The organism is Fructilactobacillus sp. X8R1C1 (assembly GCF_059900945.1).
On the sequence record NZ_JBWXVH010000001.1, the window covers coordinates 1 to 14,731 of the forward strand.

Genomic DNA, 14,731 nt, shown 5'->3' on the forward strand with positions numbered 1-14,731 from the left:
TCGGGAAGTAGCTCAGCTTGGTAGAGCACCTGGTTTGGGACCAGGGGGTCGCAGGTTCGAATCCTGTCTTCCCGATTAGATACTTTTATGTATCTTAAATCGCGGTGTAGCTCAGCTGGCTAGAGCGTCCGGTTCATACCCGGGAGGTCGGGGGTTCGATCCCCTCTGCCGCGATTAGGTCTTGGACCTTTAGCTCAGTTGGTTAGAGCAGACGGCTCATAACCGTCCGGTCGTAGGTTCGAGTCCTACAAGGTCCATCCGAACGCTGTTTGGTGGGCGTTGAGGTTTATTGACTTATATGTTACAATTACTTTGTTGTTTTTGGAGGATTACCCAAGTCTGGCTGAAGGGAACGGTCTTGAAAACCGTCAGGCGAGTCAAATCGCGCGAGAGTTCGAATCTCTCATCCTCCTTTATATTATCGCGGGATAGAGCAGTCTGGTAGCTCGTCGGGCTCATAACCCGGAGGTCGTTGGTTCAAATCCAGCTCCCGCAATTTTGGTTCGTTGGTCTAGTTGGTTCAGGACGCCTGCCTGTCACGCAGGAGATCACGAGTTCGAGTCTCGTACGAACCGCTTAAATGGCTCGGTAGCTCAGTTGGTAGAGCAACGGATTGAAGCTCCGTGTGTCGGCAGTTCGATTCTGTCCCGCGCCACTTAATTTAATATTTTTTATGCGGGTGTAGTTTAGTGGTAAAACCGTAGCCTTCCAAGCTACTGTCGCGAGTCCGATTCTCGTCACCCGCTTTTATTTGTTTTATTTGGGTCTATAGCTCAGTCGGTTTAGAGCGCACGCCTGATAAGCGTGAGGTCGATGGTTCGAGTCCACCTAGACCCATTGGAGAAGTACTCAAGTGGCTGAAGAGGCGCCCCTGCTAAGGGTGTAGGTCGCGCAAGCGGCGCGAGAGTTCGAATCTCTCCTTCTCCGTTTATTATGACCCGTTGGTCAAGTGGTTTAAGACACTGCCCTTTCACGGCAGTAACATGGGTTCGAATCCCGTACGGGTCATCATTATTTTTACTATATAATTATCGCGGGATAGAGCAGTCTGGTAGCTCGTCGGGCTCATAACCCGGAGGTCGTTGGTTCAAATCCAGCTCCCGCAATTTTGGTTCGTTGGTCTAGTTGGTTTAGGACGCCTGCCTGTCACGCAGGAGATCACGAGTTCGAGTCTCGTACGAACCGTATCATTATCATATAAAAAAAGAGATGAATTATTCATCTCTTTTTTTATATCTATTAATTATTTGTTGGTGCAACCCGTTGATAACTAGCTGAGCGGTAATCAATGTTAGGATCGTTTTTGAATTTAGAAACAATACTTTCAGGACGATTAGCCCAATCATTGTATGCGTATGCTCCACGCCACAAAGTGAGAATAATACGTTTAGTATGATCTTTTGAATCTGACATATAGTATCCAGAAAACATCCCACTTGGTAATTCAGGACTACTCATGAAGGTGTTCATGTTTGCATCTAAAACTTTACGTTGGTCATCTGATGGTGAAAGTTCTACATAATTAATGAAATAACTCCAGTTGTCTTCGCCAACGTGTGAAAGGACGTCATAAGTGATGGGACTTTTGAAAATTGATTCCTTTCCACTGTAATCCAGGAGCTGGAGGCCTGAATCATTATTGTTGGTGGAGAATAGTGCTAAATCCCTTTCAGGATTACTTTTCATGATGTGCACTAATACATTCTTCGTGCCAAATGTTACAGAAATTTGTCTTATCATATTATTAACTTCCTTTTGATGTAAATTGCTTCATAATTAGTTTAGAATAAATCCTAATGAGTTAAAAGGAAAATGTCCTAATTTTTGGAAATGGGGGATAAAAATGAAACTTACGGTTTTAGGTGATTATGGTGGTTATCCTTATGATGGAATTGGTACTAGTGGATATTTAGTTACTAGCGGTAACTTTAATTTGTTAATTGACTGTGGGAGCGGAGTAATGCTTTCATTAGAAAGGGTTTTAGATCCACTAAAATTAAATGCAGTTATCTTGTCACATTATCATGCAGATCACATCGCAGATGTTGGGGTGTTACAGTACTATTGGCAGTTACATGATAAACGTTATGACACCGATGTTTTGCCAATTTACGGAAACACAGCTGATCAGATTCATTACAACCAGTTAGATTGGCCCAATTCGACTGAGAAAGAACCCTTTAGTGCTGATAGTGAACTTGAAGTGGGACCATTTACAGTCACATTTTTAAAGACGATTCATCCCGTGCCAGCCTTTGCGATGAAGATTGTTGAACGATCATCTGGAAAAGTATTGAGTTATACAGCTGATACACGTTATTTTGATGGTCTAATTAATTTTGTTAAGAACTCTGATATGTTAATATCAGATACGAATTTCTTTGAGGACGTGGATGGTGAATTGTGGCATATGACTTCTAAACAGTCGGGTCACTTAGCTCGATTGTCAGATAGTAAGAACCTGTTAATAAGTCATCTCCCTCAAAGTGGTAGTCACGTAAAATTGTTACAGCAAGCACAACAAGCCGCTGGTAAAAAGGTTAATGTTGAATTGCCTAAAATAAGAAAGGCAATTAGGATTTAGGAGGCGATTCGTTTTATGAAATTCCATCGTGTTAATAAAGATACAATCCGTGTATTGATTAACAAGGAAGACTTAAAAAAACATGGAATTGGAATGCTTGATCTTTTAGGGAATCGAGAAAAATGTGAACAATTTTTCTATAGCATTCTTGATGAAGCTGACGTTGAAAAAGACTTTACGGATACAGATACGGTTTTGTTTCAAATTCTTCCTAGCCAAGATGGATTAGAGTTATTTATTAGTAAAGATAAGAATATTTCAAATCAAATTGGTGATAATGGTGGGATGTTACCTCCATTAAATGAAAATAGGAAGCAACGAACCAGAAAAAACGTTAATGATATTCGCAAGATGTATGATATCTTTGATAAAAAGACTGGTAAACGACTAATTCCAATCAAATTCAATTCATTTGATGATTTAATTGGTCTTGCCAATAAATGGAAAGAAGTTACTCCCCGCCATTCAGTAGAATTAAAAACTGATTTGTATCAATATCAAAATTCGTATATTATTATGTTTAGATACTATTTGAATGGTCAATACGATAGTGAGGGTAATTCTAATCTTGATGACCTTAATCATATGATTAATGATGAAATGGGAATTGTTTATGAGTATGGGAAAATTGCACCACTGACTGAAGACAAATTAAAGAAGTATGGTAAGCAAATTACGGTTGGTGATGCACTTGAAACAATTGCATATTATTTTAAGTAAAAAGATTCGCATTTAGCGAATCTTTTTTCGTATATTGCGAAGGGTCTTTTTTATGTTAATGGCTTTAGAAAATGGAAAGCTAATTATGGCACGAGATGCCAAAAGGAATCATAAATATTATTGCTGTGATTGTGGTGAATTGGTGGTTTTGAAAAAAGGTATTAATAAAATTCCACATTTTGCTCATCAAGCAAATTCGAAGTGTAAAACGGGAGCCGGTGAATCTTATGCGCATACACTTGGCAAAGACATCATATTAAACTCGTTACCATGTGATGCTGATGTAGAGGTATATTTACCAGCTTTAAAACAACGAGCGGATATTCTTTTGAGTAATATGGCAATTGAGTATCAATGCAGCCCTATTAGCTTTAAACAGTTGAGTAAGCGGGTAGCTGGTTACCATTCAATTGGCTTGGAATCTTCTTGGATTTTGGGAATGAAATATTATAAAAAGAAGGTTTCGAGTCCTTCGGTACTTCAATTCATTAGATATCATAAAAACACGGGGTACTATCTTGTTTATATGAATTCTTTTAGATCACGATATTTTATCCGCTACCAAATTCATCAAGTTGATGGGGTCTATCGTTACCGAGAGAAGTCATTTAAACGCTGGTATTCAATGTTTGAATTTTTTAACAAAAAGCAATCTGATAAATTAAAGCAGCCCAATTTAATCAAAGTATGTAAACAAATTGAGAAGAAAGTTTGCTATCGTGATCAGGGAATGATGGCATTACAGGAATACTGTTACCTAAATGGAAAGACGGTGACTGGATGTCCACTTATTTGTCATCATTATCGGATGTTGCCTCCAGTTTTTGGTCACCAGTGGTTGACTTGGGAAATAATTTTCATCTGTGAACTAAAAAAGTGGGTTGGTAAAAGTATTTTTCAATTTATGGATAAAGTATATCAAGAAAGCCATTTTGCTGATCCAAATGATCAATTTGTTTTTCTAACCAGTGTTGAAAATGTAAGGAAGGCTTATATTCAAAGATTTGTGGCTTGTTTGATTCATAATAAGCTGTTGGTGATTGATGATGGAAAGATTGAACGAGTTGAAGAATTTACATGGTATAGAGATGTTTATGCTAAGATAAGCATGATTAAGAAACGTTCATGAAATGGAGATTGTAAAATGTCAAAGATAAATGATTTGCCAAATCGAAACGAGGTTCCAAAAGAATTAACTTGGGATTTGACTACTGTGTATAAGGATCATGCGGAGTTTGAACGAGCATATAGTGAAGTTAGTGATTTAGTTGGAAGAGTTAGTCAATTAAAAGGGCAACTTGGCTTAAATAGTGAATCGCTTTTAAGTGTAATTAGGCAAGTATTGGACTTGAATCGAAAATATGAAAAATTATATGTTTATGCTCAGTCAGCTAGTGATGTTGATACTACTAATAATGAATTACAGAGTGACATGGACCGGGTTGAAAAACTAGGAAGTAAGGTGGGACAATCACAGTCTTGGTTAGAACCCGAAATCATTTCCTTAGGGTCTGAAAGCATCGAACAGTTTATTAGGGAAAATCCAAAGTTGGAAGAATATCGAAGATTTTTTGATAAGATTTTAGTTAATCAGGATCATGTTTTACCTGAGGACCAAGAAAAGTTGATGGCTAGGGCTTCAACAATTTTTGAGGCACCCGAAAAGACATTTGGAATCTTAGATAGTTCTGACCTTAAATTTCCTCAGGTGGATGATGGGTCGGGTAAAAAAGTGCGACTTTCTAACGGTATTTATAGTTTACTTCTAGAGTCGCAAAAGCCAGAAGTGAGAAAAAATGTTTTTAGGGCTTTTTATTCCACCTTTGATCAATTTCAAAACACGCTTGCTTCAACTTTGTCAGCAGAGGTATCTGTTCATAACTTTGAAGCACAGACGAGAAAATATGATTCAGCAAGACAAATGGCAATGAGTGAAAATGAGATTCCTGAAACTGTCTATACAACCTTAGTAAAAAGTGTTCATGAACACCTACCGTTATTTCATCGGTACGTTGCGCTTAGAAAAAAAGCTTTAAATGTTTCTGAATTACACATGTATGATATGTACGTGCCATTAAGTGGAAAACCAAGTCTTAAGTATTCCTTTGGTCGAGCCAAGGATGAAGCTTTAAAAGCACTAAGTGTTTACGGTCCTGACTACGTTAAACACGTTAAAGAAGAATTTAATAACCGCTGGATTGATGTAGTTGAAAATAAAGGGAAACGTACAGGAGCATACTCATCTGGGATGTATGATACGAATCCATTTGTTTTGCTTAATTGGCAAGATAATCTTGATAATTTATACACTTTGGTGCACGAAACAGGACATAGTATGCACAGCTACTATACATCTCATAACCAACCATACCAGTACGGCGATTATTCAATCTTCGTGGCCGAAATTGCGTCAACTACTAACGAAAATATCTTGACTGATTACTTACTTAAAAATAATTCTGATCCAGAAGTCCGCAAATACGTCCTTAATTCTTATTTAGATGGGGTAAAGGGAACGATTTTTCGGCAAACTCAGTTTGCTGAATTTGAAGAGTTTATCCATCAATCAGAACAAGAAGGAAAGTCGTTAACTGCGGAATTTATGAACAAATATTACTTTAATTTGAACCAAGAGTACTATGGAAAAGACGTTGTTTCTGATCTTGAGATTCGACTTGAATGGTCCAGGATTCCTCATTTTTACTATGATTTCTACGTTTATCAGTACGCAACTGGTTTTGCGGCTGCTTCCGCATTAGCGGATCGAGTTATGAGTGGAGATCCTAAAAAGATTGATTCGTATCTGAACTATTTAAAATCAGGAAGTAGTAAGGATCCGATTACTATTATGAAAGCAGCTGGAGTGGATATGACTAAACCGGATTATTTAAATCAAGCCTTTGATAAGTTTGAAAGACGCTTAGATGAATTGGAAAAAATGCTTTAGATTTACTATAAGCACAATGTTTGAAATATTATGTGAGAGGAATATGCTGTACTTGTAATTAATTGAGGAGGGGTGTTTGCATGACAGCTAGAGATGAAACATTTACATTAAACAATGGGATTAAGATTCCCAAGATTTTTTTTGGAACCTATGAAATTCCAGCTAGAGAGACGGAAAAGAGTGTCGATCAAGCATTAAAAGATGGTTATCCTGGGATCGATACTGCACGTGATTATGGAAATGAACGTGAAGTTGGAAATGCAATCAAGAACAGTGATGTTAACCGTGATGATATTTTTCTGACCACTAAGATTGAAAGTCCAGAATCTTATGATGAAGCAACTAAAATGATTGATGAAGCACTGGAAAAACTACAAACTGACTATATTGATTTAATGTTGTATCATTGGCCTGCAGGTGATTTAACGGAAACTTACAGAGCAATGGGAGATGCCGTTAAGGCTGGTAAACTAAAGAGCATCGGTTTGTCCAACTTTTATGGTGATGATCTCAGTACCATTTTGAAGAGTGCAACCATTAAACCAGTTGTCGATCAAGTTGAGACTAACGTATTTCGGCAACAAAGGGACTTTTTGCCGGTTGCTAAAAAAGATGATTTACGACTGGAAGCTTGGTCACCATTTGCACGAGGTCGTAACGGCTTCTTTACCAATGAAACGTTGGGAAAGATTGCTCAAGCTCACGATAAGACCATTGGTCAGGTTGGTCTTCGCTTCTTAATTCAAAATGGAATTATTGTTTTACCACGATCCACTAAACCAGATCGGATTAAAAGTAATTTGGATATTTTCAATTTTGAGTTAACACCCGATGAAATGAAAGAAATTAATAAACTAGATACTGAAAAGAGCCAGTTTGGTTGGCTTTAGTAACAAAAAAGTGGTCTTGCACCTAATAGGTGCGAGACCACTTTTTTTATTCTAGAGGACCCTTAGATTATTTGTTTGTTTAATTTTACCATCAAGTTCTCGTGATTCCTTTTGAATTATGTGATTACAAATATCAAATAACTCTTGGTAGTCAACTTTATCAATTAGTAAACCGTTGTCTGAAGAATCACAGTCGAATATTACTAGATTACCATGATTTGAGATATTCATTTCTGAAATCATTTGTTGATCAGATTGAAAGGTGCTCTCAGTTAATTTTGAACGACGGTCTTCTTTAAACATTTCCAAGTCTAGATTAGCTTTTTGGGCAATGTCGTAAACTAAGCTATCACAGTAAGTCATGTTTCTTTTTAGAATGTCGTGCTGTAGTGCAAATAAAAAGGTTCGACCTTTTTTTGCTCCTTGAAATAGTGCTGCTTTATAATCAAGGATTAGTTTATATGGAAGAAGTTGTGAGTGAGCTTCCTTATTACCTGATATAACGCTAAGGTTCATGATCGGAATGATTCGAAATGATGTCTTACAGGGTAATTGCTTTGATAAACGATCAATAGTTTGTTCAGATTCAGCACAATCACTGCAAGTTGGGTCTACAAATAAATATAGTTCAATCATAACTTTTTCCTTTCCTAGTTTGTTATCTTTCTCTTCTATAACGACGCACTTACTAGATTATCATTTTTTTATAAAAATTCAATAAATTTGTTTTAGTACTCTTATTATACTGGGATGATAATTAAGTGTGGTATTATGTTTCTGGAACAATATGACAGACTGGAGATTGTTGTTTTATGGTGAAGAATTGGGATGACTTTTTATTTCCATATCAAGAAGCTTCAAATGAATTAAAATTAAAATTACGTGGGATTCGCTCCGAGTACTTAGAACGTGGTGAACGCTCACCAATTGAGTTTGTTACTAGTAGAATTAAGCCAATCGATAGTATCAAGGAAAAGATGCAGCGACGTCACATTGAAGAATCACGTTTGTCTGAAGACATGGAAGATATTTGTGGGTTGCGCATTATGTGTGAATTTCTTGATGATATTTACACGGTAGTAGACATTCTTAGAAAACGAAATGACATTAATATTTTAGAAGAACGGGATTACGTTAATAATGAGAAAGCCAGTGGCTACCGTTCATACCACATTGTATTTAGTTATCCCTTGCAGTTAGTCGATGGGCAAAGGGATATTCTGGCTGAAATTCAAATTAGAACTTTAGCAATGAACTTTTGGGCTACCATTGAACATTCTTTAAATTATAAGCATCCTGATGTTTTTCCTCCTGAAGTTCATAAGAGGTTACAGGGGGCATCGGAAACCGCTTATAAGTTGGATGAAGAAATGTTAGAGATTAAACAAGAGTTAGATCGAGATCTTAAGGATCAAAACGATAAACACGATAAACACGAATCGAGGGACCAAAAATGAAAATTGCAATTTATAGTAACGATGGTGAGACCTCGAGTCGAATTGCATCGGAATTATCAAAAGAGATTGAAAATGCAAAAGATTTAGAAATTGATGAACTTAATCCTGAAATTGTAATTTCCGTTGGTGGAGATGGTACGTTACTTTCTGCTTTTCATCATTACGATGATTTGACTGACAAGATTAGGTTTGTTGGAATTCACACGGGTCATTTGGGATTTTATACTGACTGGCGTGATACTGAAGTGACCCAGTTGGTTGAAAGTTTGAAGCATGATAATGGTCAAAGTGTTAGCTATCCCTTATTAGATATCGAAGTAGATTATGCTGATGGTGGCCAACCAGATTATATGATTGCGCTAAATGAGGCTACCTTTAAAAAACTGTTCGGAACGATGGTGGCCAAAGTCTTCATCAAAGGAGAACTTTTTGAAAACTTTCGTGGCGATGGATTATGTATTTCAACTCCCACTGGATCAACCGCATACAATAAATCAGTAGGGGGAGCAATTATTTCGCCTAAGTTCAATTCAATTCAAGTGGCTGAGATGGCTTCAATTAATAACCGGGTTTTTCGAACGATTGGTTCACCGATCATTATTCCACCAACTGAATCTATTACGATTGTGCCAGAGGTATCACTCCATAACGTTCTAACATACGACCAGTTATTAATTAAAGATCGTCCAATTAAGTCCATTAAATTCAAAATTTCCAAACGAAGAATTTATTTTGCCAAATATCGTCACACTCATTTTTGGCAGCGGGTAAGTAATTCATTCATTGGGGAAACCCTTGACGATGATTAGTTTTGATTGGATTTATGATGAATATAAACCCATGAAAGTCAGAACGTTTGTGATGAAAAATGGGGTTACCAGATCGCTGCTTAAAAGTATTCGTTATCATGGTGGTCACTTGATGGTAAATAGTAGGGATGTTTATACTAGTTTTGAATTATCACGTGGTGATCGAGTTAAGGTTATTTTGCCACCTGAAGAACAAAATGATTTTTTGCAGGTTTCAAATTTACCGATTAAGATTTTATTTGAAAATGATAATTTTTTGGTAATTGATAAGCCGGTCGGAGTTGCTTCAGTTCCTTCACATATTTATCCTAATGACACAATTTTAAATCGTGTTTTAGGTTATTATGTTCGTAATGATTATCCAAGTAAGAAGGTTCACATCGTTAATCGGCTTGATCGTGATACGAGTGGTCCGGTTATTTTTGCTAAGAATCATTTAGCTCATTCGGTACTTGATAAGCAACTGAAAGACCGACAGGTAAAAAAATATTATGTTGCCGTTGTGTTAGGTGAACTTAACATCAAGCACGGGCAGATTGTGCTCCCAATTGGTAGAAAACCAGGATCATTTATCGAACGAGAAGTCAGAAATGACGGCAAATATTGTCGAACTGAATTTTGGACATTGAAGGTTAATAATGGAATGTCGTTGGTCAAAATTAGGTTGCATACGGGGCGAACACATCAAATTCGGGTTCATTTTGCAAGAATTGGCTATCCGCTTGTGGGAGACTGGCTATACAATCCTTACGAACACAGCAATAAACGGCAAAAATTGCATTGTTATCAGACAATTTTTTTTGATCCGTTTGAAAAAAAAGACGTCAAAGTCGAATCCCAAATTCCCAGTGATTTTAAAGAGTTATTGAATTAAGATTTATTGATTTTTATAATATTTGGTTAGCTAAAACGTATAATTCTAGGACAATGTTGTCCTAGAATTATATTTTTTCATGAATTAAAGATGAGCCAAAATAAATAATTAAGTAAATGGGGTGGACATTTTTAAAATTTCACTTTAGAATAATTACTATTAATATTGTTTATATTTTTATTAATTTTTGATCGTTAGATGTTATACTTAATTATGATGTTACAGTTTTGAAAAGGAGAGATAATTGATGAAGAAGCTCATTAAGAAGCACAACCAAATGGCTCTTAGTACCGGAGAGACTAAACGCCGTAACAAGTTGGTGAAAACCAAAAAGGGCTGGATGAAAGTAGCCATTGGTACTGTCTTTGCCAGTGCGGCATTGTTCACGTTTAACTTAAATAGTTCAGTAAATGCTGATAAGGTAAGTACTGTCCCAGTTTCTGAAAGTGAACCGGCTTCAAATGTTCAACCAAAGAAGGAAATTGTTCAAGAACAACCAACAGTTGCAAGCACTAATCAAACCCAAAACAATAGTGGTTCAGCCCAAGTGGAAAACACTAATAAGACTGCCACTCAGTTACAACAAGCAGAATCAGTAAATGGTGAGACAAATACAGAAGTTAAGAATTCTTCTGAAACAAATGTACATACACCAACATTACAATCAAGTGATTCTAAACAATCTCAGAACGAAAATGAAGTTACTACTGATAATCAACAACCAACTAAGACTGATCAATCAGTTCAAACTAACTCATTAAATGATAGTAATGCTGTTTCAAAATCGACCGAGACTAATAATGTCAAAGATCAGAATGACTCTAATGAACAGCAACAATCACCAAAAGTTTCAGAGACTAGTGATCAACAGCAAGTAACAAAAGCTGATGCCAGTCAACAATCAGCACAGAATTCTGAAGTTGCTCTCAAGGCAGCTGATAATGCTGAAAACGAGAACAAAGTTTCTGAAAATAATAATGAGCATCAACAGAATGCAGATCAAAATCAAAACGTTAACTTAAAGGCTGACGTTGCCACTCCAGATAAGCAGATTGGTCCTGGTTATTATGATTCAAGCGTTGAAAACAACGTAAATCAAAACGTGCAACGCCCATCACAATATACTAATTTTAATGTTTCAAATAACACTAATTTTACTAGTTATACTCAGGACTTTATCAATAAGGTGACTCCTGGTGCAATTGCTGGATGGAAGAAATATGGTGTTTTACCATCAATTTCAATCGCTCAGGCCATCATTGAAAGTGGTTGGGGGAGATCTGGATTAGCCGTTAAAGGTAACAATTTATTTGGAATCAAAGGTTCTTATAACGGTCAATCAATCTACTTTCCAACTCAAGAATACATTAATGGTCAATGGGTTACTGTTCAAGCAGCCTTTAGATTATACCCAAGTTGGGCTGCAAGCATTGAAGACCATGGTGCTTTCTTAAGAGACAACCCACGTTACAGCAACTTACTTGGTGTACGAGATTACGTGAGTGTAGCCTATGCTTTACAAAATGATGGATATGCGACTGACCCTAGTTATGCTCAGACACTTATTAACTGTGTCCGTAACTATAATTTAACTAGCATCGATCAAATCGCCTTTCAAGATGAAGGAAACCCGTTACCAGCTCCAGATGTTAAACCAGCTTCTGGTACTTATACCTTCAGTCAAACGACCAATATTAGAACTTCACCAAGTCTAAGTGCTCCAGTTGTAGGACAGTATAAAGCTGGAGAGAGTGTGATTTACAATGGTACGGTTGATGCTGATGGATATACATGGTTAAGATACAAGTCATATTCTGGTGATGATTTGTATGTCGCTAAGGTAAGCGATGTACCAGCCTCAAATCCAGAGTCAAATGTCACACCAGCTTCTGGAACCTATACTTTTGGTCAAACTACCAACATTAGAACTGCTCCAAGTACAAGTTCTCAGATTGTAGGTCAGTACGATGCCGGTGAACGAGTTGTTTATGACGGGACTGTCCAAGCCGATGGATACACATGGTTAAGATATCGTGGTGGATCAGGTGCCTATCGTTACGTTGCTAAATTAAGCAATACTTCTACTCCCGCACCTAACCCAGATGCAAACGTTAAGCAAGAATCAGGGATGTATACCTTTAATCAAACTACCAACATTAGAACTGCTCCAAGTACCAGTTCACAAGTTGTGGGACAGTACGATGCCGGTGAGCGAGTTGTTTATGACGGTACTGTTAATGCCGGTGGATACACATGGTTAAGGTATAAGGCAGCTTCAGGTGCCTACCGTTACGTTGCCAAACTAGATAACAATACTTCAACTCCAAACAACCAACCAAATGTCACTGAAACTTCAGGTACTTATACATTTGGTCAAACTACAAACGTCAGAACTGCTCCAAATACTAATTCACAGGTCGTAGGCCAATATAATGCTGGTGAACGAGTAGTGTACGATGGCAAAGTAATTGCTAATGGATACACATGGTTAAGATATCGTGGTGGATCAGGTGCCTACCGTTATGTTGCTGAATTAGGAAATGGTTCTGTTTCTGGTAACAACCAATCAGACGTTACTCCCACTTCTGGCCGATTTACTTTCAGACACGCTACTAACATTAGAACTTCACCAAGTACTAGTTCACAAGTTGTGGGACAATATGATGCTGGAGAAAGCGTTGTTTATGATGGCAAAGTAATTGCTAATGGATACACATGGTTAAGATACCGAGCAGCTTCAGGTGCTTACCGTTACGTTGCCGACTTGAACTAAAATTAATTAGGTGAAAATAATTTTTAGAAACACCCTTAAACATTTTCAAATAAATGAAATGGAGTATGGATTATGAACTTAAAGAAAGTAACCTCACTAATTTTAATTAGTTTTGCAGTGGTCACCATTGGAGTGTTTGTGCCTAATGTGGGACATGTTAATGCGCAAACTACTCAATTTGCGCAGGGTAATAGTGGTCAAGGGGAGATTGTAGTTCACTACGTTGATCAAAATGGTCACGTAATTCGTCCTGCAACCACCGCCATGGGAGCAACTGGTAGTACCTATATTGCGTCGATTCCTAACATTCCTGGATACAAGTATTCTAGTATTCAAAATGGACAAAATAATAGTAATGGCCCCCAAATGACATTTGGTGGTAGTGATAGTTCGACAGATATTATGGAAATGACGATTATTTATTCATCAACTGGTAACAGTACGGCAAATAATAAACAACCTAACCGTACTAATGCTGGTGTGAGTTCCAATGGTAGTAATAGTAGTCAGACTAATGGTAAGAATAAAAATAATAACGGGACTAGTGATAGTTCAGCTACTGGTACCCAGAAAAATGCTACTGGTAATAATCAGACAAATGAAAAAAATCAAAATGACAAAGCCAAGGATCAATCAAAGGCCAATAGTAATTCCAAAAAAACCAATGCTGATAAGAATGCCAAGGATAAAAAAAATCAATCTGATAAGAAGAATCAGAAAGATAAAAAGGCAAAAAAGGATCATGACAAAAATGATGCTAAGCACGAGAAAAAAGATGGGAATAAAGTTACTCCTTGGGTAGTTGGTGGAATCATTGTGGTGGTAGTTGCTGGAATTGGTGCGTTTCTATGGCACAAGTTCAGAGGACCACGTCATTTTGAGCATTAAAAAAGTTCATTGATTGGAGAAAAACAAATAATCCCGTAACGCTAGTTTTTAGCGGTACGGGATTATTTTTATAGCTGAAGCTATTTTTTGTTAATTATAATATTGGGATCAGCAATCTTTTGGACCTTATCCAATTCATCTTGGGACTCTACGAGTGGAATTAACTGAAGATTCTGATAATTTTTTATTTTTGCAGATAAACTTTCTATTCTGGTTGATGCAACTACTCCAGCAAAGTTATTGTTATCAATCCAGTTCAGAGTATCAGTCCAATTTTTTTCAATTATTTGATCAAATGCAGGTGAAAAATACAGTTGCATGCCGCCTGCGGCTGCCATCAAAATTTCCATGGCCTCTAAGTCGACTTTATTTTGGTCATTTAAAGCACCAATAATGACACCATCAACACCTAACTCTTGGCATTGGAAAAGATCATCTTCCATGATTTTTATCTCAGAATCATTAAAGGTACTAGTATTATTATTTGATGAAATTAAGACGTCGAGGCTTCGCTTTTTTTCGTGAGCATATTTACATGCTTCTGCGATAAATCCACGACTGGGGGTCATCATTTCCTGATTAATTGCAATTTTTAATTGAGAACTTTCAAGTTCAGCAGATACCTCTCTAAATTTTGATACAAGTGGTTCAACGATTGTCATATAAACTACCTCCTGCAACAATTATAACTATTATAGATCTGAATTGACATCGATTTTGCGCTTAAATGGAATTAGACGCGTGATATAATTGAAAAAGAAAGTTATTGAACGAATTATTGGAGGATGT

General features: G+C 37.0%; 13 protein-coding genes and 13 tRNA genes. 23 read left to right on the top strand and 3 right to left on the bottom strand.

The window, feature by feature from the left end:
- Position 1: 1 nt before the first annotated feature.
- The 13 genes from AC6UD1_RS00005 (at position 2) to AC6UD1_RS00065 (ending at position 1,185) form a co-directional block, all read left to right on the top strand.
- Positions 2 to 75: transfer RNA gene (locus AC6UD1_RS00005), tRNA-Pro, on the top strand.
- Positions 76 to 100: 25 nt separating this feature from the next.
- Positions 101 to 174 (top strand) — tRNA-Met (locus tag AC6UD1_RS00010).
- Positions 175 to 183: 9 nt separating this feature from the next.
- Positions 184 to 257 (top strand) — tRNA-Ile (locus AC6UD1_RS00015).
- Positions 258 to 323: 66 nt separating this feature from the next.
- Positions 324 to 413, top strand: a tRNA-Ser gene (locus tag AC6UD1_RS00020).
- Between the two features lie 9 nt (positions 414 to 422).
- Positions 423 to 496 (top strand) — tRNA-Met (locus AC6UD1_RS00025).
- Positions 497 to 500: 4 nt separating this feature from the next.
- Positions 501 to 575: transfer RNA gene (locus tag AC6UD1_RS00030), tRNA-Asp, on the top strand.
- A 7-nt stretch (positions 576 to 582) separates the two neighbouring features.
- Positions 583 to 655, top strand: a tRNA-Phe gene (locus tag AC6UD1_RS00035).
- Positions 656 to 675: 20 nt separating this feature from the next.
- Positions 676 to 746, top strand: a tRNA-Gly gene (locus tag AC6UD1_RS00040).
- 16 nt (positions 747 to 762) lie between these two features.
- Positions 763 to 837 (top strand) — tRNA-Ile (locus tag AC6UD1_RS00045).
- A 2-nt stretch (positions 838 to 839) separates the two neighbouring features.
- Positions 840 to 927: transfer RNA gene (locus tag AC6UD1_RS00050), tRNA-Ser, on the top strand.
- A gap of 8 nt (positions 928 to 935) precedes the next feature.
- A tRNA-Glu gene (locus AC6UD1_RS00055) sits at positions 936 to 1,008 on the top strand.
- A gap of 24 nt (positions 1,009 to 1,032) precedes the next feature.
- Positions 1,033 to 1,106: transfer RNA gene (locus tag AC6UD1_RS00060), tRNA-Met, on the top strand.
- A gap of 4 nt (positions 1,107 to 1,110) precedes the next feature.
- A tRNA-Asp gene (locus AC6UD1_RS00065) sits at positions 1,111 to 1,185 on the top strand.
- Between the two features lie 54 nt (positions 1,186 to 1,239).
- Here AC6UD1_RS00065 and AC6UD1_RS00070 read toward each other — a convergent pair.
- Positions 1,240 to 1,740: a hypothetical protein gene (locus AC6UD1_RS00070; protein WP_500693954.1), complete on the bottom strand. Its 501-nt coding sequence runs from the start codon at positions 1,738 to 1,740 to the stop codon at positions 1,240 to 1,242.
- 103 nt (positions 1,741 to 1,843) lie between these two features.
- Between AC6UD1_RS00070 and AC6UD1_RS00075 the strand changes: the two genes are divergently transcribed.
- The 5 genes from AC6UD1_RS00075 to AC6UD1_RS00095 all read left to right on the top strand — a co-directional run bounded on the left by AC6UD1_RS00075 (position 1,844) and on the right by AC6UD1_RS00095 (position 7,141).
- Complete coding sequence (locus AC6UD1_RS00075) at positions 1,844 to 2,584, top strand: MBL fold metallo-hydrolase (RefSeq protein ID WP_500707028.1); 741 nt, start codon at positions 1,844 to 1,846, stop codon at positions 2,582 to 2,584.
- 15 nt (positions 2,585 to 2,599) lie between these two features.
- Entirely contained in the window at positions 2,600 to 3,304 is a 705-nt protein-coding gene (locus AC6UD1_RS00080) for an adaptor protein MecA (RefSeq protein WP_500707029.1), read from the top strand.
- Positions 3,305 to 3,362: 58 nt separating this feature from the next.
- A complete protein-coding gene (locus AC6UD1_RS00085; protein ID WP_500707030.1) occupies positions 3,363 to 4,433 on the top strand; it encodes a competence protein CoiA in 1,071 nt (356 codons plus the stop codon).
- Between the two features lie 15 nt (positions 4,434 to 4,448).
- Entirely contained in the window at positions 4,449 to 6,251 is a 1,803-nt protein-coding gene (gene pepF, locus AC6UD1_RS00090; RefSeq protein ID WP_500707031.1) for an oligoendopeptidase F, read from the top strand.
- 80 nt (positions 6,252 to 6,331) lie between these two features.
- Entirely contained in the window at positions 6,332 to 7,141 is an 810-nt protein-coding gene (locus tag AC6UD1_RS00095; protein ID WP_500707032.1) for an aldo/keto reductase, read from the top strand.
- 51 nt (positions 7,142 to 7,192) lie between these two features.
- On the opposite strand, the gene AC6UD1_RS00100 is transcribed toward AC6UD1_RS00095, so the two are convergent.
- Positions 7,193 to 7,777 carry a DsbA family protein gene (locus tag AC6UD1_RS00100; RefSeq protein ID WP_500693948.1) on the bottom strand — a complete coding sequence of 195 codons (585 nt, stop codon included), beginning with the start codon at positions 7,775 to 7,777 and terminating at the stop codon, positions 7,193 to 7,195.
- Between the two features lie 176 nt (positions 7,778 to 7,953).
- On the opposite strand from AC6UD1_RS00100, the gene AC6UD1_RS00105 reads away from it, so the two are divergent.
- The 5 genes from AC6UD1_RS00105 to AC6UD1_RS00125 all read left to right on the top strand — a co-directional run bounded on the left by AC6UD1_RS00105 (position 7,954) and on the right by AC6UD1_RS00125 (position 13,942).
- Positions 7,954 to 8,598 carry a GTP pyrophosphokinase gene (locus tag AC6UD1_RS00105; protein WP_500707033.1) on the top strand — a complete coding sequence of 215 codons (645 nt, stop codon included), beginning with the start codon at positions 7,954 to 7,956 and terminating at the stop codon, positions 8,596 to 8,598.
- On the top strand, positions 8,595 to 9,407 hold the full coding sequence (locus tag AC6UD1_RS00110) for an NAD kinase (protein ID WP_500693946.1): 813 nt from the start codon (positions 8,595 to 8,597) through the stop codon (positions 9,405 to 9,407). The genes AC6UD1_RS00105 and AC6UD1_RS00110 overlap by 4 nt, the downstream gene beginning before the upstream one ends.
- Complete coding sequence (locus AC6UD1_RS00115; RefSeq protein ID WP_500695521.1) at positions 9,400 to 10,281, top strand: RluA family pseudouridine synthase; 882 nt, start codon at positions 9,400 to 9,402, stop codon at positions 10,279 to 10,281. The genes AC6UD1_RS00110 and AC6UD1_RS00115 overlap by 8 nt, the downstream gene beginning before the upstream one ends.
- A 247-nt stretch (positions 10,282 to 10,528) precedes the next feature.
- Positions 10,529 to 13,054, top strand: coding sequence for an SH3 domain-containing protein (locus AC6UD1_RS00120; RefSeq protein WP_500707034.1), 2,526 nt, complete (start codon positions 10,529 to 10,531; stop codon positions 13,052 to 13,054).
- Positions 13,055 to 13,126: 72 nt separating this feature from the next.
- Positions 13,127 to 13,942 (top strand): MucBP domain-containing protein, encoded by an 816-nt coding sequence (locus AC6UD1_RS00125; protein WP_500707035.1) that lies wholly within the window; start codon positions 13,127 to 13,129, stop codon positions 13,940 to 13,942.
- Positions 13,943 to 14,022: 80 nt separating this feature from the next.
- Here AC6UD1_RS00125 and AC6UD1_RS00130 read toward each other — a convergent pair whose 3' ends face one another.
- A complete protein-coding gene (locus tag AC6UD1_RS00130) occupies positions 14,023 to 14,604 on the bottom strand; it encodes a copper homeostasis protein CutC (protein WP_500707036.1) in 582 nt (193 codons plus the stop codon).
- Positions 14,605 to 14,731: the final 127 nt, after the last annotated feature.

Bases quoted from the DNA above. Each gene is read 5' to 3' on its own strand.
- AC6UD1_RS00125 (WP_500707035.1), top strand. From the start codon at position 13,127: ATGAACTTAAAGAAAGTAACCTCACTAATTTTAATTAGTTTTGCAGTG.
- AC6UD1_RS00100 (WP_500693948.1), bottom strand. From the start codon at position 7,777: ATGATTGAACTATATTTATTTGTAGACCCAACTTGCAGTGATTGTGCT.
- pepF (WP_500707031.1), top strand. From the start codon at position 4,449: ATGTCAAAGATAAATGATTTGCCAAATCGAAACGAGGTTCCAAAAGAA.
- AC6UD1_RS00095 (WP_500707032.1), top strand. From the start codon at position 6,332: ATGACAGCTAGAGATGAAACATTTACATTAAACAATGGGATTAAGATT.
- AC6UD1_RS00115 (WP_500695521.1), top strand. From the start codon at position 9,400: ATGATTAGTTTTGATTGGATTTATGATGAATATAAACCCATGAAAGTC.
- AC6UD1_RS00130 (WP_500707036.1), bottom strand. From the start codon at position 14,604: ATGACAATCGTTGAACCACTTGTATCAAAATTTAGAGAGGTATCTGCT.
- AC6UD1_RS00075 (WP_500707028.1), top strand. From the start codon at position 1,844: ATGAAACTTACGGTTTTAGGTGATTATGGTGGTTATCCTTATGATGGA.
- AC6UD1_RS00080 (WP_500707029.1), top strand. From the start codon at position 2,600: ATGAAATTCCATCGTGTTAATAAAGATACAATCCGTGTATTGATTAAC.
- AC6UD1_RS00110 (WP_500693946.1), top strand. From the start codon at position 8,595: ATGAAAATTGCAATTTATAGTAACGATGGTGAGACCTCGAGTCGAATT.
- AC6UD1_RS00085 (WP_500707030.1), top strand. From the start codon at position 3,363: ATGGCTTTAGAAAATGGAAAGCTAATTATGGCACGAGATGCCAAAAGG.
- AC6UD1_RS00105 (WP_500707033.1), top strand. From the start codon at position 7,954: ATGGTGAAGAATTGGGATGACTTTTTATTTCCATATCAAGAAGCTTCA.
- AC6UD1_RS00070 (WP_500693954.1), bottom strand. From the start codon at position 1,740: ATGATAAGACAAATTTCTGTAACATTTGGCACGAAGAATGTATTAGTG.
- AC6UD1_RS00120 (WP_500707034.1), top strand. From the start codon at position 10,529: ATGAAGAAGCTCATTAAGAAGCACAACCAAATGGCTCTTAGTACCGGA.